The sequence below is a fragment of the Pseudomonas sp. NPDC096917 genome (assembly GCF_044762555.1).
Taxonomy (GTDB): Bacteria; Pseudomonadota; Gammaproteobacteria; order Pseudomonadales; family Pseudomonadaceae; genus Aquipseudomonas.
Genome location: NZ_JBIWEO010000017.1, coordinates 21506 through 42933 on the forward strand (window position 1 = coordinate 21506; position 21428 = coordinate 42933).

The following is a 21428-nucleotide window of genomic DNA, read 5'->3' on the forward strand; positions in this document are numbered from 1 at the left end:
CATTCTATGAAAGCACATAAAATTGGCAATACGGTGACGTCCTTTTTGGGTGATATGTCCGAAGCAGAGAAGCAGGATATTCAAGATTGCTTACTCTATGCAGAGATTCAGGCCGATAAAGGACGCGGTTCAGGCCCCTGGGCCTGGTTGTCTAATTACCAGCATGCCCTGCTTAAACTTGGTTTTGACATGGAGTCCTATATTGTCGACCAACCGCTATTAATTTCGAATGCTCATCAGGTTCGTGATTATAAGGTGCAGGTAGCCGGCGTACAGAACTCCCAAGGTCTGGCTAATCTTTTGGGAGAACTATTTGACTCTCTTTACTTGGAGCGTGATGCCCTCGGTTACTTGACCCATCCTCCCGCTGAGGCGCTTGTATCCAACCGTCAGTGTGCACCGTGCGAAAAGACACGGGAGGGGGTGATATCGGTTTTTGTATGTGGTCTGCAGCTCAGTTGTAGGCCTCATGAAAAGAATCCGGAACTCACTTTTGTGCGTTTGAATTCGAAGGGGGGCAGTTTTAAATTCGATGCGACTGTCTATGCGGCTCTGAAAGATGAAGTGCAGACGATTGTCCGTGATTTTGCGAGCACGATGATTCAAGAGTTTGATGTGTAAATAGCGGGTAATAAAGGCACGGTCCATGGCTATAAAGCATGGGCTGTGCCGGTTTGCTCAAGACACCAGATAGCCTTTTATCCCGGTAAAAATAATCTGCGCAGCCAGTGCACAAACGAACAGCCCCATTAAACGGCTAACGATCTGCAAACCTTGTTCGCCCAGAATGCGTTCAATCCGGTTAGATAAATAAAGCACCACCCCCACGGTCAAGCTGGCCAGGATGATGCTGACAATCGCCATTAGCTTGTCATCCCAGTGGGGCTGGCTGACGCCCATTACCAGTAAAGCACCAATAGTACCGGGGCCAACGGTGATAGGGATGGTTAGCGGCACAATGGTGACGTCTTGCTGGACGTTGCCACTTTGCACGGCTGGCTTGCCTTGGGCCATGCCCAGTGCCGAGATGAACAGTACGCTGCCGGCGCCAATGCGAAAGGCATCTACCGTAATGCCGAAAACGCTAAAGATCATTCGTCCGAACAGGTACAGCAATACGCTGGAAATGACGGTTGCCAGCGCTACCTTCCACGCCAGACGGCCACGCTCCTTGTTCGAGTAACCGCGTGTCAGGCTGATAAAACACGACAGGACGAAGAACGGGCTGTAGAGCACCAGCATCTTCAAGTACACACTGAACAAAACATGCAGCATGGTCTGGGCTCACATCGCAGGAAGGGGCGCCGAAAGTCTATCAGGGGTTTGGCGGTCTGTCGGTATGTCCAGCTAATGTAGTCAGGACGGTTGAGCCTGGGATTGACGCAGCTCACGTTGTGCAACCCAAAACTCGACCAATTCGCGCAGTTGCGACAGCTCGACAGGTTTGGCCATGTGGCCATCCATGCCCGCCTGACGCGCTCGTTCCTTGTGTTCGGTCAAAATGTGCGCGGTTAGCGCCACCACCGGTGTACGTACACGCTGATGGCTCACTTCCCAGGCGCGCAGTTGTTCGGTGGCTGAGAAACCATCCATCACTGGCATTTCACAATCCATGAGCACCAGGTCGTAGCGCTGGGTTTTCATGGCTTGCAGGGCTTCGGCACCGTTACTGGCTGTGTCCGGGTGCAAGTTGAGCTTGCTCAACATGCCGCGAATGACCTTGGTCGAGATGTTGTTGTCCTCGGCCACCAGAATACGGAAGTTGGTGGGCACGGTAATAGGTGCCGTCGGGCCATTGCCCAAGGGCGGCGGCACGGCATGCCCGTTGTTGCGCTGGGTCAGTTCGTCAGCCAGGGTGGTTTTCAGGGTGTAGCCCGCTACGGGTTTGGCCAGAATGCGCTTGATACCGCAATTGCGCGCAATGATCTTGCTTGGCGCGTTACTGATGCCTGTGAGCATCACCAGCAGGATGTCGTGATTGAGGCTTGGGTCTTCTTTGATTTTGGCGGCCAGTTGCATGCCGGTCATGCCGGGCATGTTCTGGTCCAGCAAGACAATGTCGAAGTAATCACGCAGGTGCGCCTTGGTGCGCAGCAAGGCGAGTGCTTCTTTGCCGGAGGCGGCGGCGCTGACATTCAAGCCCCAGGCCGAGCATTGCTGCACGAGGACTTTACGGCAGGTGTCGTTATCATCGACGACCAGCACCCGGGCGCCTTTGAGCGGGCCATCCAGGTCCGAGGTCGGGTGCTCAAGAAGTTGCGGGTCCAGCGGCAGGGTCAGCCAGAAATTGGTGCCTTTGGTTTGCCCGGTCTTGATTCCGAACTCGCCGCCCATCAGGGTGATCAACTGGCGTGCAATCACCAGCCCCAAATGCCCGCCCAGGCGGGTGGCCGCGAGGAAGTTTTTGCTGTGCAGTTCGGCGTGCAACAGTGCGTCGCGTTCTTCCTCGTCCATAGGCTGGCCCGAGTCCTGAACGGCAATTCGCAAGCGTGGCGGGCTGCTGCGTTCTTCCAGGGCGACCACGATCAGTATTTCGCCCTCGGCGGTCTTTTTCAGCGCACTTTCGAGCAGGCTCAACAGGGTTTGGCGCAAGCGCGTGGGGTCGCCGCTGATCACGCGTGGCACTTGCGGCTGGATAAAACTGATGAGTTCGACGTTTTGCTGTTCAGCCTTGGTGCGGAAGATGCTCAGGCAGTCATCAATGAGCGCATTAAGGTCGAACTGCACGTCGTCGAGTTCGATCTGCCCTGACTCCAGTTTGGAGATGTCGAGGATTTCGTTAATCAGTGTCAGCAGTTCGTTGCCGGCGCTGTGGATGGTTTGCACGTAATCGCGTTGTTTGACAGATAACGGCGTGTCGAGCAGTAATTCAGTCATGCCCAATACGCCGTTCATGGGCGTTCGAATCTCATGACTGATCTTGGCCAGAAATTCGGCTTTGGCATTCACTTCGGCATTGCTGGCGGCCAGGTCGCAGCTGATGCTGAACTGGTCTTCGGTGATGCTGCGGGTGCGCTCGCTCAAGGCGACGCTCATCAGCAAACCGCTGACACACACCACGCCCATCAGGGCCAGCACCAGCTCTTGCGGGGCAATCAGCGTCAAGCCCAGCAGGGACGGCAGGATCACCAGCGTGCCGATGTTGAAGATCACCATCGCCACCACAAACAGGCGGGCCGGTCGGTAGCCTTGTTGCCAGTGGTAAACCGACACTAACAGGATGCTCAGGCTTGCCAGTGCGACCAGAGCGTACGTCATCAGGTTCAGCGGCAGGCTGTCGAAGAACAGCAGCAACACGCCGCACAGGCCGATGATCAGGATGTCGATCAGCAACAGTTTGTGCAGCGGGTGCGGGCCGCGTGTGGAGAAGAAGCTGTGCGCAAACATCAATCCGCAGGGCGCAGTCAGTATCAGCGCCAGATACGCCCCTGGGGTTTGCACGCTGTGCCACTCGGGAACCCAAGGCCCCAGCAAGTTTAAAAACAGTGCCGAGCTGGTCAGCAGTAAGGTTTCGCAGAGCGCAAGCCACAGGCTGCTGACCATGCGCGAGAAGGTAAAGCGGATCAGGTTGTGCAGCACCAGCATTGCCAGGCAGCCGAGCAACAGCCCATAGAGCAAGGGCATGCCTTGGTCGGCGGCGAGCATGACGGCGGTACTGAGGGTAATGTGTGGGCGCAACTGGTGTTCAGACACCATGCGCAGATAAACGTCCACAGGCTGATTGGCCTGAGGCAAAGGCAGCAGGTAATCGCTGCTCGACAGCGGTTTCTCGGTTTGAGGCAGGGTATTGCCGGCAGTGACTTCGCTAATCAGCCTGTGGTCGTCCAGTACATATAAGTCCAGACGTGCCAGATCGGGGGCGAAGACTCGCAGGATCTGCTCATGTTTATCGGGTTGTAACCGGAATCGCAGCCACAGGGCCTCGCCGGGTTCGGCGGCCACCATGTGCTCAAGTTCGATGGGCGTGAATTGGTTGTTGAACCGTGCCGAGCGGACATCGCTCAGTTGCAGGTCGCCTTGAGGATCTGAAAGCACAGACCAATTACTGCCTGGCGCAGCATAGGCTGGTGTCAGACAGAGCAGAGCCGTCAGCAGGGTGACGGTGATTCCTATGGCGATCCTAAGCCAGCGCACGGTGAGATCCCTTCGTAGTTTGAAGCCAGAGGCGGTCACTATGCGCGGCGCTGGAATAGTTAGGCAAGGGCTGATCCACCCCCGCCTATCCATACGGATTGCTTATTCCTGAGACTCGCTGCGTTCGCGTGCAATAGCTCGGTAGCCAATATCATTGCGGTAGAAGCAGCCATCCCATTCGATGGCTTTGGCCAGTGCATAGGCCTGCTTTTGTGCCGCTTCAACGGTGTCGCCCATTGCCGTTGCACACAGTACGCGACCACCTGCGGTCACGACTTCGCCAGTGTCATTCAGTGCGGTACCCGCGTGGAAGACTTTGCCTTGCAGTTGTGCTGCGGCGTCCAGTCCGTGGATGACAGCCCCTTTAGCGTAGTCGCCAGGGTAGCCGCCTGCTGCCAAAACAATGCCCAGGCTTGGACGTGGGTCCCACTGTGCTTCAACCTTGTCCAGCGCCTGAGCCAGCGCCGCTTCAACCAGCAATACCAGGCTCGACTGCAGACGCAGCATCACCGGTTGGGTTTCGGGGTCGCCAAAGCGGCAGTTGAACTCGATCACTTTCGGGTTGCCAGCTTTGTCGATCATCAGGCCTGCGTACAGGAAGCCGGTGTAGACGTTGCCTTCTTCGGCCATGCCGCGCACGGTTGGCCAGATCACCAGGTCCATCACGCGCTGATGAACGTCGGCAGTGACCACGGGGGCAGGGGAGTAAGCACCCATGCCGCCAGTGTTCGGGCCGGTGTCAGCGTCGCCCACGCGTTTGTGGTCCTGGCTGGTAGCCATTGGCAAGACGTTTTTGCCGTCGACCATGACGATGAAGCTGGCTTCTTCGCCGTCGAGGAACTCTTCGATCACTACGCGTGAACCGGCTTCGCCAAATGCATTGCCCGCGAGCATGTCGCGTACGGCGTCTTCGGCTTCTGCCAGGGTCATGGCAACGATCACGCCTTTACCGGCGGCCAGGCCGTCGGCCTTGATCACGATCGGGGCGCCGACCTTTTGCAGGTAAGCCAGGGCCGGTTCGATCTCAGTGAAGTTCTGGTAATCGGCGGTTGGGATCTTGTGGCGTGCCAGGAAGTCTTTGGTGAACGCTTTCGAGCCTTCCAGCTGGGCGGCGCCAGCGGTTGGGCCGAAGCAGTCCAGGCCGCGTGCGCGGAACAGATCAACCACACCGGCAACCAGTGGGACTTCTGGGCCTACGATGGTCAGCGAAACGTTCTTCTCGGCAAAATCGGCCAGTTGCTCAAGGGCCAGCACGTCGATAGCGACGTTCTCGCACTTGGCTTCAATGGCAGTGCCAGCGTTGCCTGGAGCAACGAACACTTTAGCGACACGCGGGTCCTGAGCTACTTTCCAGGCCAGTGCGTGTTCACGGCCACCGCTGCCAATGATCAAAACATTCATTTCAAAAAACCTCGGATGACGCTGAATTCTGGTGAGCACCGCAACCTGAACGGGTAGTCGCTGGCGTAGGCAGCGAAGGGTTGCGAAGCAACCCGTTACCTCAAGTTCCCTGTAAATCCCATCGCAGCCTTTGGCCGCGACTACAGGGTTGCGGTGCGCTCAAAAGTGATTAGTGACGGAAATGGCGCATGCCGGTGAACACCATCGCAATACCCGCTTCGTCGGCAGCGGCGATCACTTCGTTGTCACGCATCGAACCACCTGGCTGGATCACAGCGGTGATACCGGCCTTGGCGGCGTTGTCGATGCCGTCACGGAACGGGAAGAATGCGTCCGATGCCATCACGGCACCCTGAACCTGTAAGCCTGCGTGTTCTGCTTTGATCGCGGCAATGCGGGCTGAGTTGACGCGGCTCATCTGGCCTGCGCCGACACCGATGGTCTGGCGGCCTTTGGCGTAGACGATGGCGTTGGACTTAACGTACTTGGCGACTTTCCAGGCGAAGATCAGGTCGTTGATCTCTTGCTCGGTCGGTGCGCGTTTGGTCACGACCTTGAGGTCTTCGCTGCCGATCATCTGGATGTCACGGCTCTGCACCAGCAGGCCGCCATTGACGCGTTTGAAGTCCCATGCCGGTGCACGGTCTGCGCTCCACTCGCCGCAAGCCAGCAGGCGCACGTTGGCTTTGGCAGCCACGATGGCGCGCGCTTCTTCGCTGACCGACGGGGCGATGATCACTTCAACGAATTGACGCTCAACGATGGCCTTGGCGGTTTCGGCGTCCAGCTCACGGTTGAAGGCGATGATGCCGCCGAAAGCCGACTCGGTGTCGGTGGCGTATGCCAGTTCGTAAGCCTGACGGATGCCGCCTTCGGCATCCGGGCTGACGGCCACGCCGCACGGGTTGGCGTGCTTGACGATCACGCAGGCCGGTTTAACGAAGCTCTTCACGCATTCCAGCGCAGCGTCTGTGTCGGCCACGTTGTTGAACGACAGCTCTTTGCCTTGCAACTGGGTCGCAGTGGCGATGCCGACTTCGGCAGGCTTGGCTTCGACATAGAACGCCGCGCTTTGGTGCGGGTTCTCGCCGTAACGCATTTCCTGCGCTTTGATGAACTGGCTGTTGAAGGTGCGCGGGAACTGGCTGCGGCCTTGCGTGCTGAGGGTTTCAGCCGTCTGGTTCACGGTGCCCATGTAGTTGGCGATCATGCCGTCGTAGGCGGCGGTGTGTTCAAAGGCCTTGAGCATCAGGTCGAAACGCTGCGCGTAGGTCAGGCCGCCGGCCTTGAGGTTTTCCAGGACGTTGGCGTAATCGCCGGTATTGACCACGATGGCCACGTCTTTGTGGTTTTTGGCTGCGGAGCGAACCATGGTCGGGCCGCCGATATCGATGTTTTCGATGGCGGTCGGCAGGTCGCAGCCTGGCTTGTTGATGGTGGCTTCGAACGGATAGAGGTTAACGGCTACCAGGTCGATCGGCTTGATGCCGTGCTCGTTCATGATGTCGTCGTCAATACCGCGACGGCCGAGGATGCCGCCGTGGATTTTCGGGTGCAGGGTTTTTACCCGGCCGTCCATCATTTCCGCGAAGCCTGTGTAGTCCGCGACTTCCACTGCGGCCACGCCGTTGTCTTGCAGCAACTTGAACGTACCGCCAGTGGACAGAATCTCGACGCCGAGGGCTTCCAGTTCACGGGCGAAATCAAGGATTCCGGTTTTATCGGAAACGCTGATTAGAGCGCGGCGGATCGGCAGGCGGGTAGTCTGATCGGTCATCTCGATTTCCATCAAAAGCAAAGGAGTCAGCAAAAAAGGCGGCCTGTTTTATCAGGACGCCTTTCAGGTTTGATTGAATGCTTACAGCAGATCGTACTGTTTGAGTTTTTTGCGCAAGGTGCCGCGATTGAGTCCCAGCATCTCGGAGGCTTTGGTCTGGTTGCCCTTGACGTAGTTCATGACGCACTCGAGCAGAGGGGCCTCGACTTCGGAAAGCACCAGGTTGTACACGTCCGTGACTTCAGCGCCCTCCAGGTGGGCGAAATAGTTGTGCAGCGCCTTTTCGACACTCCCGCGAAGGGTCTGACCTTCTTCGCTTGGCGTATTGAGGTGCTGTTTCAAATTGACGTTGTCGCTCACGGGCGTTGTTCCACTCACTAATGTCTCGGTCATCATCGTCATGCGGCCACCCATCCTTCGTCCCCTGTCTCCAGGCTCTTGTGTCGTTCGGCGAAAAACGCCTGAACGTTGGCGCATTGTGCTTCCGTATCTTCTAAACGATTGAAGTGGGCGCGGAACTCCTTGGCGCCCGGCAAGGTTGCGAGATACCAACCGACATGCTTGCGGGCAATACGTACCCCCAATACCTCCCCATAGAAGGTGTGCAATGCGGCCAGATGCTCTAGCAGAATACGTTCCACTTCGCTCATTTCCGGTGCCGGCAACAGCTGGCCGGTACGCAGAAAGTGATCAACTTCGCGGAAAATCCAGGGCCGCCCTTGAGCCGCCCTGCCTATTAACAGTCCATCGGCGCCGGTGGCATTGAGCACGTGCCGGGCCTTGTGGGGTGAATCGATGTCGCCGTTGGCAAACACCGGTATCGACACCGCCTGCTTGATCGCGGCGATGGTGTCGTACTCGGCTTCCCCGGTGTAGAGGTCGGCACGGGTTCTACCGTGCACCGCCAACGCTTGAATCCCGGCCTGCTCGGCGATTTTTGCCACCGTAAGGCCGTTTTTGTTGTCCCGGTCCCAGCCGGTCCGGATCTTCAGGGTGACCGGCACATCAACCGCAGCCACAACGGCCTGCAGGATCTCGTTCACCAATGCTTCGTCTTTCAGCAACGCGGAACCGGCGGCCTTGTTGCAGACCTTTTTTGCCGGACAACCCATGTTGATATCAATAATCTGTGCGCCCAGTTCCACGTTGGCCCTGGCGGCATCTGCCAGCATTTGCGCATCACCGCCGGCGATCTGAACCGAGCGGGGCTCGGGATCACCGTCGTGAATCATGCGCAGGCGCGATTTGCGACTGTTCCAGAGACTCATGTCACTGGTCACCATTTCCGAAACAACCAGGCCTGCACCCATCCGTCGACAGAGCTGACGAAAGGGCTGGTCGGTGACTCCCGCCATAGGGGCGAGAATCAAACCGTTGTGCAATGTATATGGGCCGATGCGTACCGCCGACATAGGACTTCCCTGTTGTGGGGCCGGATCTTGGGAGTTCGAAAAAGGGTTGGCATGATACCCGCTCTCGATGACTGGATAAAGACGAAATTGGATGATTTTTGAACAATTGGGGCTCAAAGCCCGATTCACGCTTCACGCTATACGCTGCAAAACGGAGCAAATCTGCATTTGGCTTCTAACTTATCGCTCCAGGCTTGCCGCTAAAAGCGCAGCGCGCTCATTCCGGGGAATGAAAGCTCAGGCTGTAATTCACGGCTTTTGGTCCCGGGTCGAGAATGTCGAGGGCAATATGGATCGGTGTCTGTGGTGGCATTTCGATCTTGCCGGCCAGGTCGCCGCTCAGGTATTCGCCGGGTTTGAAGCGACGACTGGCGATCATTTTTCCGTTCAGGTCGGCAAAACGTAGCTCCAGCAGGGGGAAGGGCTGGGAAAACGGAGCGCGGTTGTAAAGGATTGCATCCACCACCAGCGCCCCGGCGAACTCAGGGTGGCTGCGCACCACCAGGTTGCTGCTTTTGATGCGATCAATATCGACCTTCGAAGGCACCGTGCAGCCAATTTTCGGGCACAGTTGCTGGAAGATCGGTCGATATTGGTCCTGGCGGGCCAGTTCGTCGAAGTGATTGGAAATGTATTGCCCCGCCAGTGCGGCAGCGGCCAGCAGTACCAGCAGCCCCCAGAGCAGGCGTTTGCCCCACGGCGTGCGGCGCTTTTGCCAGTCCAGGTGCAAAGGGTCGTCTACCAGATCCAGCAACACATCCTCACGCACGCCCGGTTCGCTGCGTTTGTGTTTGTTTTTGACCAGAGGCGCAGGAGCCAGTGGCTCATCGTCGTCTTTGTCATCAATGGCAGAGAGGTGTTCGACGCGCTCCCCAAGCTCATCGTCATCCTCTTTGGATAACTTGAGCGGCGGGGTGTCATCGGGCTCGTCGAGGTCCAGCGACAGCGAAGGTTCGGTGCGCCCTGTGGCAGCGGGTTCGATGTCTTGCTCTATGGCGGGTTCTGCGGCCTTTGCGGCCAGGGCCGACGTTTCGGCGCGTTCTGCCGCTGAATCGCTGAACAGGCTGTCAGACCACTCGCCTTCTTCGGCGTCGCACGTGTCACGGCGCGCACTCAGAGCGCTGTCTTTGCTCTTGCGCGGCTGGCCAAAACTTTTGCTGGGCTGAATTTCCAGCTCCTCAAGTTTGGCCAGTTCTTCGTCCAGATCCAGATGTTCGAGGTCCAGTTCGGCCGAGTCCCAGTGTGCAGGGCGGACTGACATGGGCGCGACAGACGGCTCGATCACCTCGGGCTCTGCCACAAGTGGTGTCACAGTTGCAGGCAACTGCTCTTTTTCAGTGCCTTTATTCAGCAGTTGCTGTGCGGCATTGAACACTTGCAGGCAGGCACCACAGCGCACCACTCCGCGAGCCATGCTCAGTTGAGAATGGTTGACACGGAAGCTGGTTTGGCAATGTGGGCACTGTGTTACGAAGCTATCGCTCATGCGGCCATCCGGGTTAGGCAGGCGGTCATTCTAGCGCCGACGACCACTGATGCGCACCCAGCCATCGCGATTGGCGATGGGGTCCAGATCAAAGTCTTGAGCGTAGGCTGCGGCAACCTCTTCGCCTTGTTCGGCGAGGATGCCCGACAGTGCCAAACGGCCACCTGGCTTGACCAGGCTCGACAGTTGTGGCGCCAGCGAGACCAGCGGACCGGCCAGGATATTGGCGACCAGTACATCGGCTGGAACCTGGGGCAGGTCTTCTGGCAAATACAGCGGGAATAGCTCGGGAGCGATGTTGTTGCGCCCGGCGTTATCGCGCGAAGCTTCCAGTGCTTGCACGTCGATGTCGGTGCCGACCGCTTCTTTGGCGCCCAGCAACAACGCGGCGATGGCCAAAATGCCCGAGCCGCAGCCGAAGTCCAGCACGTTGCAGTCTTTGAGGTCCTGACCGTCCAGCCATTCCAGGCACAGCGCGGTGGTGGGGTGCGTGCCGGTGCCAAACGCCAGACCCGGATCGAGCAGCAGGTTGACGGCCTCAGGCTCAGGGGCTGCGTGCCAGCTTGGAACAATCCACAGGCGCTGGCCAAAACGCATGGGTTCGAAATTGTCCATCCAGCTGCGTTCCCAGTCTTGGTCTTCGATGACTTCGGCGTGATGCTCAGGCAGCGGCGAGCCGGTCAGCAGTTCCAGATGGGACAGCACGAGTTCAGCTTCGGTGCCGCCTTCGAACAGTGCCAGCAAATGGGTGTGCGACCACAGCGGGGTGGTGTTGAGTTCGGGTTCGAAGATCGGTTGGTCTTCGGCATCCATAAACGTGACAGAAACGGCACCGACTTCGAGGAACGCGTCTTCGTAGGTTTCGGCTTGTTCCGGGCTGATGGCGAGGCGTACTTGCAGCCAAGGCATGGCGGGCACCTTTGAAAAAGAGAAGTGTGCAACCAGAAGGGCTGCGAGAAACGCGCCAGTTTACGCGAGCCTAGGCATCCCTGCTATGGCGCGTCATCTGTAGGCGCGAAGATCGCGAGTCAAGCTCGCTCCTTCAAATGATGTGTGAACCCCAGACACAACAAAGCCGCTCGAAAGCGGCTTTGTTGATCAGAAAACAAACTTATTGGTTAGCCAGTTTGTGTTCCAGGTAGTGAATGTTGACGCCGCCTTCGCAGAAGCCTTCGTCATTCACCAGATCGCGGTGCAGCGGGATGTTGGTTTTGATCCCGTCGACCACGATTTCGTCCAGCGCATTGCGCATGCGGGCCATGGCCTCGTCACGGGTCGAGCCCCATGTGATCAGCTTGCCGATCAGGGAGTCGTAGTTGGACGGCACCCGATAGCCGCTGTACAGGTGCGAATCGACGCGAACGCCGTTGCCGCCCGGGGCGTGGAAGTGCTTGACCAGGCCTGGGCTCGGCATGAACGTCGCCGGGTCTTCAGCATTGATGCGGCATTCCAGCGAGTGACCGTGAATGTTCACGTCAGCCTGGGTGAACGACAGCTTGTTACCCGCGGCGATGCTCAACATCTCTTTAACGATGTCGATGCCGGTGACCATTTCGGAAACCGGGTGCTCTACTTGCACGCGAGTGTTCATCTCGATGAAGTAGAAACGACCATTTTCGTACAGGAACTCGAAGGTGCCCGCGCCACGGTAGTTGATGTCTACGCACGCCTTGACGCAGCGCGCCAGTACTTCTTGGCGAGCCTTCTCATCGATACCCGGTGCCGGTGCTTCTTCCAGCACCTTTTGGTGACGACGTTGCAGCGAGCAGTCGCGGTCGCCCAGGTGGATGGCGTTGCCTTGACCGTCGGAAATGACCTGAACTTCCACGTGACGTGGGTTGGTCAGGTATTTTTCGAGGTAGACCATCGGGTTGCTGAACCAGGCGCCGGCTTCTTCGCGGGTCTGCTTGGCTGCTTCGATCAGGTCTTCTTCGCGGTTTACAACGCGCATGCCACGACCACCGCCGCCGCCAGCGGCTTTGATGATCACTGGGTAGCCGACTTCGCGGCCAATGCGCAGCGCGGTTTCTTCGTCTTCTGGCAGCGGGCCGTCAGAACCCGGTACCGTCGGAACGCCAGCAGCGATCATGGCGTGCTTGGCCGATACCTTGTCGCCCATCAGGCGGATGGTGTCAGCTTTCGGGCCGATGAAGGCAAAGCCGGATTTCTCGACTTGTTCGGCGAAATCGGCGTTTTCAGCCAAGAAACCGTAGCCTGGGTGGATCGCCGTGGCGCCAGTCACTTCGGCCGCCGCGATGATGGCCGGGATGTGCAGATAAGACAGGTTGGCTGGTGCCGGACCAATGCAGACGGTTTCGTCTGCCAGACCCAGGTGCATCAGTTCTTTGTCAGCAGTGGAGTACACCGCGACGGTCTTGATGCCCAGTTCCTTGCACGCCCGCAGGATGCGCAAGGCAATCTCGCCGCGGTTGGCAATCAGGACTTTTTCCAGCTTCTGAGGCTTCAGCATCGTTGGCTCCCCGCGGTTCAAACGATGGTGAACAGCGGTTGGTCGAATTCAACCGGCTGACCGTTTTCTACCAGGATGGACTCGATTACACCGGCTTTCTCGGCGGTGATGTGGTTCATCATTTTCATCGCTTCAACGATGCAAATGGTGTCGCCGACTTTAACAGTCTTGCCCACTTCAACGAAGGCAGGGGAGGTTGGCGACGGGGTGCGGTAGAAAGTGCCGACCATTGGCGACTTGACCACAAAACCGTTCAGTGCTGGTGCAGCAGGTGCTTCGGTCACGGTAGCAACCGGTGCTACAGCCACTGGAGCAGCAGCCGGCGCCTGTTGCATTGGCGCAGGTGCGTAGAACTGTTGGGCTGGAGTTTTGCTGTGACGGCTGATGCGTACGGACTCTTCGCCTTCTTTAATTTCCAGCTCGTCGATGCCGGACTCTTCCAGCAGTTCGATCAGTTTCTTAACTTTACGGATATCCATGAATCGTCAACTCCCAATGGGTCGGTCAGGGGCGTTTAGCTTGTAGTTCAAGCTGTTCCAGGGCGGCCTCCAAGGCCAGTCGATAACCGCTGGCGCCAAGGCCGCAGATCACACCTACCGCAACGTCGGAGAAGTAGGAGTGATGGCGGAAAGGTTCGCGTTTGTGCACGTTAGACAAATGCACTTCGATGAATGGGATGCTCACCGCCAGCAGCGCGTCACGTAATGCCACGCTGGTGTGGGTAAAAGCAGCCGGATTGATCAGAATAAAATCCACGCCTTCATCACGAGCGGCGTGAATTCGGTCGATCAATTCATACTCGGCATTGCTTTGCAGGTAGAGCAAATGGTGACCGGCATCGCGGGCTCGCTGCTCCAGATCCTGATTGATTTGCGCCAGGGTGGTCGCGCCGTAGACGCCCGGTTCGCGGGTGCCTAGCAGGTTCAGGTTGGGGCCGTGCAGAACCAGAAAAGTCGCCATCTGCTGTTCCTTATTTCCTATGTGCAAGGGTTAACGCCGGGCGACTATGCCGAAAAGCTGAATCAGTGTCCAGTTGTCTGCAAAAGCCAGCACGATGTCCGATGTTCGCGAAAAGTTTGTGACCGAGGCTCTAGATCTGGTCATTCGCGATGGCGACACGTTCGGCGAAGTCCGCTGCATTGATCTCACCGATGACCCGTTGGTCACTTTTTTCTTCGCCATTTTTACCGAAGAGCATCAGCGCCGGTGGGCCGAACAATTGGTAGCGATCGAGCAGGGCGCGTTGTTCGGCATTACTGGCAGTCAAGTCCAGGCGCACCAGCCGATAGCCTTTGAGCAAATCGAGTACCTGCGGGTTGTTCAGCACCTCATGCTCGATCACTTTGCAACTGATGCACCAGTCGGCATACCAGTCCAGCAATAGCGGCTGGCCGGCCGCCTTGGCTTCGGCCAGCGCGCTGTCGAGCTGCGCCGGGGTGCTGATGGTTTGCCATTGCCCGGCTGTTTGCGCGCGGGCGGCGGTGGCAGGATTGGCGGCTTGGGTATGGCCGATGGGATTGAACGGATCACTTTGACCGCTCAGTGCGCCGAACCAGCAGGCCAGTGCATACACCAGCAACAACAGCCCGAGCAACTGCGCCAGACGCTGTCGCGGGGTTTTGTAGGCGAGCTCCAGCGTACCGAGAAACAGGCTCACGCCTGCCGCCAGCAAGCCGATCAACAACAACGTGGCCGGGCCGGGCAAGACGCGGCTGAGCAAGCCGATGGCCAGGCCGAGCAGCAGCACGCCGATGGCGTTTTTCACGATGACCAGCCACGGCCCGCTTTTTGGCAGCCACGCCGCGCCTCCGGTGGCGACCAGCAACAGCGGCGCGCCCATGCCCAACCCTAGGGCGAACAGCTTCAAGCCGCCGCCCAGCGCGTCGCCACTGGCACTGATATACAGCAGCGCTCCGGCCAGCGGAGCCGAGACACACGGCGATACCAGCAAGCTGGAAACCACACCGAGTACCGCCGCGCCCCACAGCGAGCCGCCTTGGGTGCGACCGGCGACACGGTCCAGTCGATTGCTGATGGCCTGTGGCAACTTCAGCTCGAACACGCCAAACATGGCCAGCGCAAAAATGGCGAAGAACAGCGCAAAAGGCACCAGAACCCATACTGACTGCAGTCGGGCTTGCAGATTGAGTTGTGCGCCGAACATGCCCATCAGCGCCCCCAGCAGCGCAAAACAGGCGGCCATCGGCAGCACATAGGCCAGCGACAGGCTAAAACCGCGCCACCCACCGACTTGGCCGCGCAAGACCACGCCCGACAAAATCGGCAGCATCGGCAACACGCAGGGTGTAAACGTCAGGCCCAACCCCGCAAGGAAGAACAGCGCCAGTTCGCGCCAGTTCCAGGACGTTGCGGGCGCATTGCCGCTCTCGGCAACTGGCGAAGCGGGCGCGCCGGCAATGCTCAGGCGTTCGGTTTCTGGCGGGTAGCACAAGCCTTTGTCAGCGCAGCCCTGGTAGGTGACCACCAGAGTGAACGGGCGTTGATCATGGGGCGGGCGCGGGATGTCGACATCGAGGATGCCGTGATAGACCTCGACATCACCAAAGTACTCATCGTGCTTTTGCTCGCCGGGCGGCAGTTGGGCTGCACCCAGAGCGATGTCCGCGGGTTCGGTTTTGAAGGCGAAGCGGTGCTTGTAGAGGTAATAGCCTTCGGTTGGCACGAACCGCAGCTTGATTGAGTCGGGCGTGGTGTCGATCAGATTCAGCTTGAAGGCTTCGCGAACCGGCAGAAAATCGGCGCTGTTATTGATAGCCCCCAGCGTTGAGCTGGGGCGGGCGTCCAGCAGGCTCGCGCCCATGGCTGGCACGGCGAACAGCAGGCATAGGGCAAAAAACAGACGGCGCATAACAATCTCGCTAATAAAACCTGCGCGCATGATAGCGGAGTGGGTTGAGGTGTGCAGACACGCAAATCTGTTGCAAGAGCCGGTAGATGTTCGATTGATTGCGATCTTTGAAAGAGCACAAGACCGCAGTCTGTGGCAGCGCCCACCTTTAGCGGGCGGGTTTACGCTGTTTGGCGGGAAGGTCTTTAACAATGAATTTCAAATTAACGTCATTGCGTTTGTAGACCCATGAAACATATCGGTCTGTGGCGGTTGAACAGGTTATATCCATCACATCAACCAAAATAATGTGAATGCTGAGGCCCTCGTTTAACGGTGTTTCACACCTCACTTGTTCATATTTCAACGGGCCAACCGGTTGGTAAGTAAAGTCGCTGACACTTTTAAAGGCATGTTTTTGCAGGCGGACAATGTCGGTGTTATCGGCGTCGGGTAATGAGGCAAAGCGTAACGTTGCGCTCAAGGCTTGTGCATCGGACAACTCATAGGCACTCGTCGAAAGGGGCGCAATCAGGCAGGGCGCGAGTGCCTGGCTATTGGGCGTGCAAAGAGCATCACCCGATGACGCAACAACAATGGCTATATAACGCGACTGATTTTCAACCTGCAGCGTTGCGCTTTCGGCGAACGGCGAGTAGAGAACAAACAGTATGAAAATTGTGGCTCGCATGGGGGCGCCTATGGATGCCGTACTGATCGCAGACGTTTATCGAGTCTGTTGGGTACGGCATCAATTTAATATCACTCCCGCTTCGTCTGGATACTGTCAGAAGTGACAGGGTTACACCCGAAATGCTTGCACCGCCGTATTCAGTTCTGCGCCCAGTTGCAACAGTTGCTGACTTTGATGGCGAGCAATGCCGATGCGTTGCAAGTTGTCATCGCCCAGCAGGTGGATGCGTTCGCTGTGGCCACGAATTTCACTGACCGCCGCGCTTTGTTGGGCGGTGACATCTGCAATACGCACAGCGGTGTCGGAGATGGTGGTAATCGCTTCGACAATTTCATCCAGCGCGCCGTCGGCGTCCTGCGCTTGCTGGGCGGTGGCCTGGGCGTGCACCACTTGTGCGCGCATGCCTTCAACCGATTGGCGGGCTGCCAGTTGCAGTCCGGCGATCAGGGTCTGGATTTCGCGGGTCGCCCCCGTGGTGCGCTGTGCCAGAGAACGCACTTCTTCCGCGACGACGGCAAAGCCGCGGCCCATTTCACCGGCGCGTGCGGCTTCGATGGCGGCGTTGAGCGCCAGCAGGTTGGTTTGATCGGCGATGGAGCGAATCACCGTCAGCACGCCGCCAATGGTGGCTGACTCTTCGGCCAGCCGCTCGACGGTCTGTGCGTTGCCTTGTACTTCACCGACCAGTGCGTGCAGCCCGGTAAGGCTATGGCCAATGACGCGCTGACCTTGAGCAACAGCGGCGCCGGCACTGCGACTGGCATCGGCGGCCTGGCTGGCATCGCCCGCGACCTGCGAAATGGTTGCCTCCAACTCGCCCAGTGCATCGCGAATCTGGCCGGTGTCCCCGGCCTGACGCTGCGCGCCGCCGTGCAGGTCGGTACTCAGTTGGGCCAGGGTCAGGCTGCTGCCCGCGACTTGCTCGGCGTTGAGGCGAATGGTGCCCACCAGGTTCACCAGATAAGCGCGCAGGCGATTGAGCGACGCCTCGATGTCATGCAGCTCGCGATTGGTTTTACCCAGTTGAATATCGCGGCTGAAGTCGCCTTCGGCCCAGGTCGACAGCAACGGCGCCAAATACGTCAGCACCCGCGCCAACTGGCGTTGCAAGGTGTCGATCAACAGCGCAATCAGCAGGATCAAGCCGATCATCAAGACTTGAATCAAGCGCACTTCGTCTTGAATCTGCCCGTGTTCGGCGCGCACCACGGGCTCCAGTTCGGCGATGGCGTGTTGTACCGCGCCGAGCTTGAGGTGAGTGGTGGCGCTGAGTTGGGCGCGTTGTTCGATTTGTGCCTGGGTGCGTTTGAGTTCAGCCGGGTAACGGGCCAGCAGGCTGCTCAACTCACGTTTGAGGTTGATCCCAGCATCTTCTGTATGCGCGGCTTGAGTGGCATCAAGGCCCATCAGCGCTGCGAAGTCGTCGTTGCCCGAGGTGCTTTTGCTGCTGACGCCGAGCAAGGGCAGGGCGTCGATCTGCTGCGCTTGAGCCTGGATGCTGGCGAGCTCGCGCTCAACGTCACCGGCCAGTTCACTGCGCCCGCTGCTGACCAGTTTGTCGCGGTTGAGCGACAGTGTGGCCAAGTGCAGGGAGGCATTGAGCAGCGGCGCTAAATACTGCGTCGCTTCAGGGGCGCTGGCGTCGCTGGCGTATTGGTTGAGTTGCTCAATGCTGGCCGCCAGCTCGCGTTCGGCTTGCAGCAGCAAGGCTTGCGGGTCGCCCGCCAATTTTCCGGCCGCCAGCAGTTCGGTGTTGCTGAAGGTGCTCAGGTTTTCAAGGCTGGGGCGTAGCGCGTTGGCCAGCGCGGTCGGCAACGGATTCAATTCGGTCTTGAGTGCGTCGAGGGCGCTGTTGGCCTCGCTCAGGCGCACCGCGTCGCCGCTGGCCAGGTAGTCTTCAATGTTGCGTGCGACCTGGTTCTGAAAGTGTTGCGAGAGGCTCAGGTAGCGCTCCATCAACAGGTAGGGCCGTTCCAGCGCCTGTTGTGACCACCATAACGTTGTGCCTAGTGCCAGACACACGGCGACCAGCAACAGTGTGTTGAGGTTGGTTAGCAGCTTCAGACGCATATGGATTCTGCCTACTACGCAGTGAGAAGCGGCTGAAGTTATTGCACTTAGGTTACAGCGGTGTGACGAACTAAGCGGGCTCGGATGAAATAGTGGCAATTTGCCTAAGCTGTTCAAAGCGCTGGACCTGATTGCGCCCGTTTTTCTTGGCGCAGTACAGCGCTTCATCGGCCTGGGCGGCCATTAACAGGCTGTCGGCTTCTCCTTTGAGCTCTACCACTCCGGCGCTGAACGAACAGCTCAGGTCGAAGGGTTGCGCGGGGTAGTGAATCTCCGCGAAGCGCTCGCGAATTAAATTGAGCACTGCGTAGGCTGATTCTTGATCGGTGTCGGGCATAACAATCGCAAATTCTTCACCGCCGTAACGGCCAATAAAGTCGGTTTTGCGCAGGCGCTGTTTGAGAAACAGCGCCAGACTTTTAATCACCCGGTCGCCCATAGGGTGGCCGTAACAGTCGTTCACGCGCTTGAAATGGTCGAGGTCGAGCATCGCAAAACTCAGCGGGCAATTTTCGCGGCGGGCGCGATACGTACAGTCTTCGAGCAATTGCAGAATATGCGTGTGGTTGTACAGCCCGGTCAGGCTGTCGCGCACCATGCGGGCTTTTAGGTTGCGGGCGCGGGCAGCGCGGTTACGCACGGTCGTAATCAGATGGCGCGGCTTGATCGGCTTGGTCAAGAAGTCATCGCCGCCTTCGCTCATGGCGTCGAGCTGCTTGTCCATGTCGTCCTCGGCCGACAGATAGATGATTGGCACGCTGACGTAGCGCTCATTGTGGCGAATCACCTTGGCCAGTTCCGTGCCGGTACAGGCGGGCATGTACATGTCGAGGATGATCAGGTCCGGCTGGAATTCAGCCAGTTCGGCCATTGTCTGAATCGGGTCGGTCAGCGAGCGAGTGATGATCCCCGCGGTGTTGAGCAGGCGCTCGGTGTACAGCGCTTGCGACCGCGAGTCATCAATGATCAGCACCTTGTACGGCTCGTATTGCGCCACGCAGGTCAGCACCTCGATTTTTTCCATTAGGCTGGAGACTTCGAGTGTGCCGGTCAGGAACGCTTGGCCACCTGCGCGCACGGCGGCCAGCCGGGTCGGTGTGTCAGTTTCATGCTGGCTGAAAAACAACAAGGGCAGTTTATGTTCAAGGCCGATTTGGGCTTCTCCAGCCAGTGCCAAGCCTTGGCCGACGCCGGCGAAATCAACGTCTATCACGATGGCGGCCGGATGGCGCTCGGCCATGGCGTTACGAAAGGCCGCAGGGCTGGCGAATACCACGGCGTTGAGTTCGAAAAACTCCAGTTGCATCCCCAGGCGCTCCGCCCGCTCAAGGTCTTGCAGCAGGATGTAGACCGGCTTGCGCAGCGCTGGCAACGCAGTCTGTGTCAGTTGATCGCCGTGGCGCAGGCCGGTGCGCGACAGGCGTTGCATCAAGCGGTTGAGGTCGCTGATCAACGCGCTGCTGAGTCGGCCACGATTGATGACCACCTGCTGCAACAGCGCCTCGGTGGCTCGCGCCAGTTCGGTGTGTTCGGGCTGCTCGAAACGTTCGGCAAAACGCAGCAGGCGCAGGTTGGCTTCGCTAAATTCAGCGAGTCCTGAGGGGGACCATTCCTGAGTTTGCAAACGCTGCCAAATCTCAAGAATTTGACGGGCCTGATGAGTAACGCGCTGGGCGAAGTGGTGCTTTAGGCGCTCGTGGCTGGGGTCTTCTTGCTCGGTCATATCCTGGCTACTGGGTAAGTGGGCATGCTGAGGTCGAGTGGTGGCTCTATGCTAGCACCTCAATTTCAAATAGAACCTCTACCGGCACGAAATTAACGCGCACACGTCAAAAACAGCCATCGTCTGCCCGTTCGTAGGCGTGGCGGCGAGCATGTTCTATAGTGCCGCTTGTATATGACCCTGCATTTCGCAGCACAGCTTACGTTCTGTACGCAATCTGACCTTCGCTCGAAAACATTGAGTACAGGCCCTGGCCTCGATTTAAAATCGTGCACGCAAGGCACGATGAGTTAGGGTTGCGGTCGAACTGTTGAATCAAGCATCTGAAAGGATATAGCCATGCTGGACTGGAAAAAACGTGAGGGCGACAGTGCCCGCGAGTCGGTCAAGGACACTCATGCAAAGCCGCGTGGCTATTTCAAAAGTATCCTGTTGAGCCGTTCCATTGCTGTACTGGTCGGCATTTATGCCGTGGTGTGTCTGGGGCTGGGCTGGTACTGGAGTCAGGAGCCGGACTTGTTCCCGGTGCAGCAGAATGCCCAGTTGGCGGCCGAGAAAAGCGGCCAGCAAATGGTGCCGGGCTTCACCACGGTCGAAACCTTGAAAACCGTGGCCGGTACGTTGCTCAACAAACCGGGGGGTTACCTGTCTAACGATCGCTTCCCGCCGGGCGTGTTTCTGGACAACATTCCGAGCTGGGAGTACGGCGTGCTGGTTCAGGTGCGTGACCTGACCCGCGCCCTGCGCAAAGATTTCGCCCGCTCGCAGTCGCAATCGGCTGAAGACGCTGATCTGGCCAAGGCCGAGCCGCGTTTCAACTTCGATAACAAGAGCTGGATGCTACCGTCCAGTGAGTCTGAGTACCAGGAAGGCATCAACTCCCTGAGCCGTTATCAGGCGCGCTTGTCCGACCCGAATCAGAAAAACGCCTTGTTCTACGCCCGTGCCGACAACCTGAACAACTGGTTGGGCGATGTGGGCACACGCTTGGGTTCGCTGTCGCAACGTCTGTCGGCCAGCGTGGGCCGGGTCAAACTCAACACCACGCTGAAGACTGAAAGCCTGCAACCGGGGCAAGTGCCGGTTGTGGACGAAGAAGTCGTAGAAACCCCATGGATGCAGATCGACAACGTGTTCTACGAAGCCCGTGGACAGGCGTGGGCGTTGTCGCACTTGCTGCGCGCCATCGAAGTCGACTTCGCGGATGTCCTGGCTAAAAAGAACGCCACGGTGAGCGTGCGTCAGATCATTCGTGAGCTGGAGGCTGCTCAGGAGCCGGTATGGAGCCCGATGATCCTCAATGGCAGCGGCTACGGTGTGCTGGCAAACCACTCGCTGGTCATGGCCAACTACATTTCCCGGGCTAACGCTGCAGTCATGGACCTTCGCCAATTGCTGTCGCAAGGGTAAGTG

17 protein-coding genes are annotated in these 21428 nt (G+C 58.3%); 2 read left to right on the forward strand and 15 right to left on the reverse strand.

Features of this window, described 5'->3' with window-relative positions; genetic code table 11:
* The first annotated feature begins 6 nt into the window (after positions 1 to 6).
* Positions 7 to 621 (forward strand): hypothetical protein, encoded by a 615-nt coding sequence (locus ACIQYF_RS18760; RefSeq protein ID WP_402864819.1) that lies wholly within the window; start codon positions 7 to 9, stop codon positions 619 to 621.
* 57 nt (positions 622 to 678) lie between these two features.
* Here ACIQYF_RS18760 and ACIQYF_RS18765 read toward each other — a convergent pair whose 3' ends face one another.
* The 15 genes from ACIQYF_RS18765 to ACIQYF_RS18835 form a co-directional block, all read right to left on the reverse strand.
* Positions 679 to 1272: a MarC family protein gene (locus ACIQYF_RS18765; RefSeq protein WP_402864961.1), complete on the reverse strand. Its 594-nt coding sequence runs from the start codon at positions 1270 to 1272 to the stop codon at positions 679 to 681.
* 84 nt (positions 1273 to 1356) lie between these two features.
* Positions 1357 to 4134, reverse strand: coding sequence for a response regulator (locus ACIQYF_RS18770; RefSeq protein ID WP_402864821.1), 2778 nt, complete (start codon positions 4132 to 4134; stop codon positions 1357 to 1359).
* Positions 4135 to 4236: 102 nt separating this feature from the next.
* Positions 4237 to 5535 carry a phosphoribosylamine--glycine ligase gene (purD, locus tag ACIQYF_RS18775; protein WP_402864823.1) on the reverse strand — a complete coding sequence of 433 codons (1299 nt, stop codon included), beginning with the start codon at positions 5533 to 5535 and terminating at the stop codon, positions 4237 to 4239.
* 169 nt (positions 5536 to 5704) lie between these two features.
* Entirely contained in the window at positions 5705 to 7312 is a 1608-nt protein-coding gene (gene purH / locus ACIQYF_RS18780) for a bifunctional phosphoribosylaminoimidazolecarboxamide formyltransferase/IMP cyclohydrolase (RefSeq protein ID WP_402864824.1), read from the reverse strand.
* An 81-nt stretch (positions 7313 to 7393) separates the two neighbouring features.
* On the reverse strand, positions 7394 to 7714 hold the full coding sequence (fis, locus tag ACIQYF_RS18785) for a DNA-binding transcriptional regulator Fis (protein ID WP_019408796.1): 321 nt from the start codon (positions 7712 to 7714) through the stop codon (positions 7394 to 7396).
* Complete coding sequence (gene dusB / locus ACIQYF_RS18790; protein ID WP_402864827.1) at positions 7711 to 8724, reverse strand: tRNA dihydrouridine synthase DusB; 1014 nt, start codon at positions 8722 to 8724, stop codon at positions 7711 to 7713. The genes fis and dusB overlap by 4 nt, the downstream gene beginning before the upstream one ends.
* Before the next feature lie 217 nt (positions 8725 to 8941).
* Positions 8942 to 10210 carry a DUF3426 domain-containing protein gene (locus ACIQYF_RS18795; protein WP_402864829.1) on the reverse strand — a complete coding sequence of 423 codons (1269 nt, stop codon included), beginning with the start codon at positions 10208 to 10210 and terminating at the stop codon, positions 8942 to 8944.
* Between the two features lie 30 nt (positions 10211 to 10240).
* A complete protein-coding gene (prmA, locus tag ACIQYF_RS18800) occupies positions 10241 to 11119 on the reverse strand; it encodes a 50S ribosomal protein L11 methyltransferase (protein ID WP_402864831.1) in 879 nt (292 codons plus the stop codon).
* Positions 11120 to 11321: 202 nt separating this feature from the next.
* On the reverse strand, positions 11322 to 12680 hold the full coding sequence (accC, locus tag ACIQYF_RS18805; RefSeq protein ID WP_402864833.1) for an acetyl-CoA carboxylase biotin carboxylase subunit: 1359 nt from the start codon (positions 12678 to 12680) through the stop codon (positions 11322 to 11324).
* Positions 12681 to 12697: 17 nt separating this feature from the next.
* Positions 12698 to 13159 (reverse strand): acetyl-CoA carboxylase biotin carboxyl carrier protein, encoded by a 462-nt coding sequence (accB, locus tag ACIQYF_RS18810; protein ID WP_402864835.1) that lies wholly within the window; start codon positions 13157 to 13159, stop codon positions 12698 to 12700.
* A gap of 25 nt (positions 13160 to 13184) precedes the next feature.
* Positions 13185 to 13640: a type II 3-dehydroquinate dehydratase gene (gene aroQ / locus ACIQYF_RS18815; protein ID WP_003439222.1), complete on the reverse strand. Its 456-nt coding sequence runs from the start codon at positions 13638 to 13640 to the stop codon at positions 13185 to 13187.
* Between the two features lie 130 nt (positions 13641 to 13770).
* Positions 13771 to 15549, reverse strand: coding sequence for a protein-disulfide reductase DsbD (locus tag ACIQYF_RS18820; protein WP_402864838.1), 1779 nt, complete (start codon positions 15547 to 15549; stop codon positions 13771 to 13773).
* A 148-nt stretch (positions 15550 to 15697) separates the two neighbouring features.
* Positions 15698 to 16219 (reverse strand): hypothetical protein, encoded by a 522-nt coding sequence (locus ACIQYF_RS18825; protein ID WP_402864840.1) that lies wholly within the window; start codon positions 16217 to 16219, stop codon positions 15698 to 15700.
* A 111-nt stretch (positions 16220 to 16330) separates the two neighbouring features.
* Positions 16331 to 18460, reverse strand: a complete 2130-nt coding sequence (locus ACIQYF_RS18830; RefSeq protein ID WP_402864842.1) for a methyl-accepting chemotaxis protein — start codon at positions 18458 to 18460, stop codon at positions 16331 to 16333.
* Positions 18363 to 20015, reverse strand: a complete 1653-nt coding sequence (locus tag ACIQYF_RS18835; protein ID WP_402864844.1) for a diguanylate cyclase — start codon at positions 20013 to 20015, stop codon at positions 18363 to 18365. Before ACIQYF_RS18835 ends, ACIQYF_RS18830 begins: the two co-directional genes overlap by 98 nt.
* A 339-nt stretch (positions 20016 to 20354) precedes the next feature.
* Here ACIQYF_RS18835 and ACIQYF_RS18840 point away from each other — a divergent pair, with 339 nt between their 5' ends.
* Entirely contained in the window at positions 20355 to 21425 is a 1071-nt protein-coding gene (locus ACIQYF_RS18840) for a DUF2333 family protein (protein ID WP_402864846.1), read from the forward strand.
* Positions 21426 to 21428: the final 3 nt, after the last annotated feature.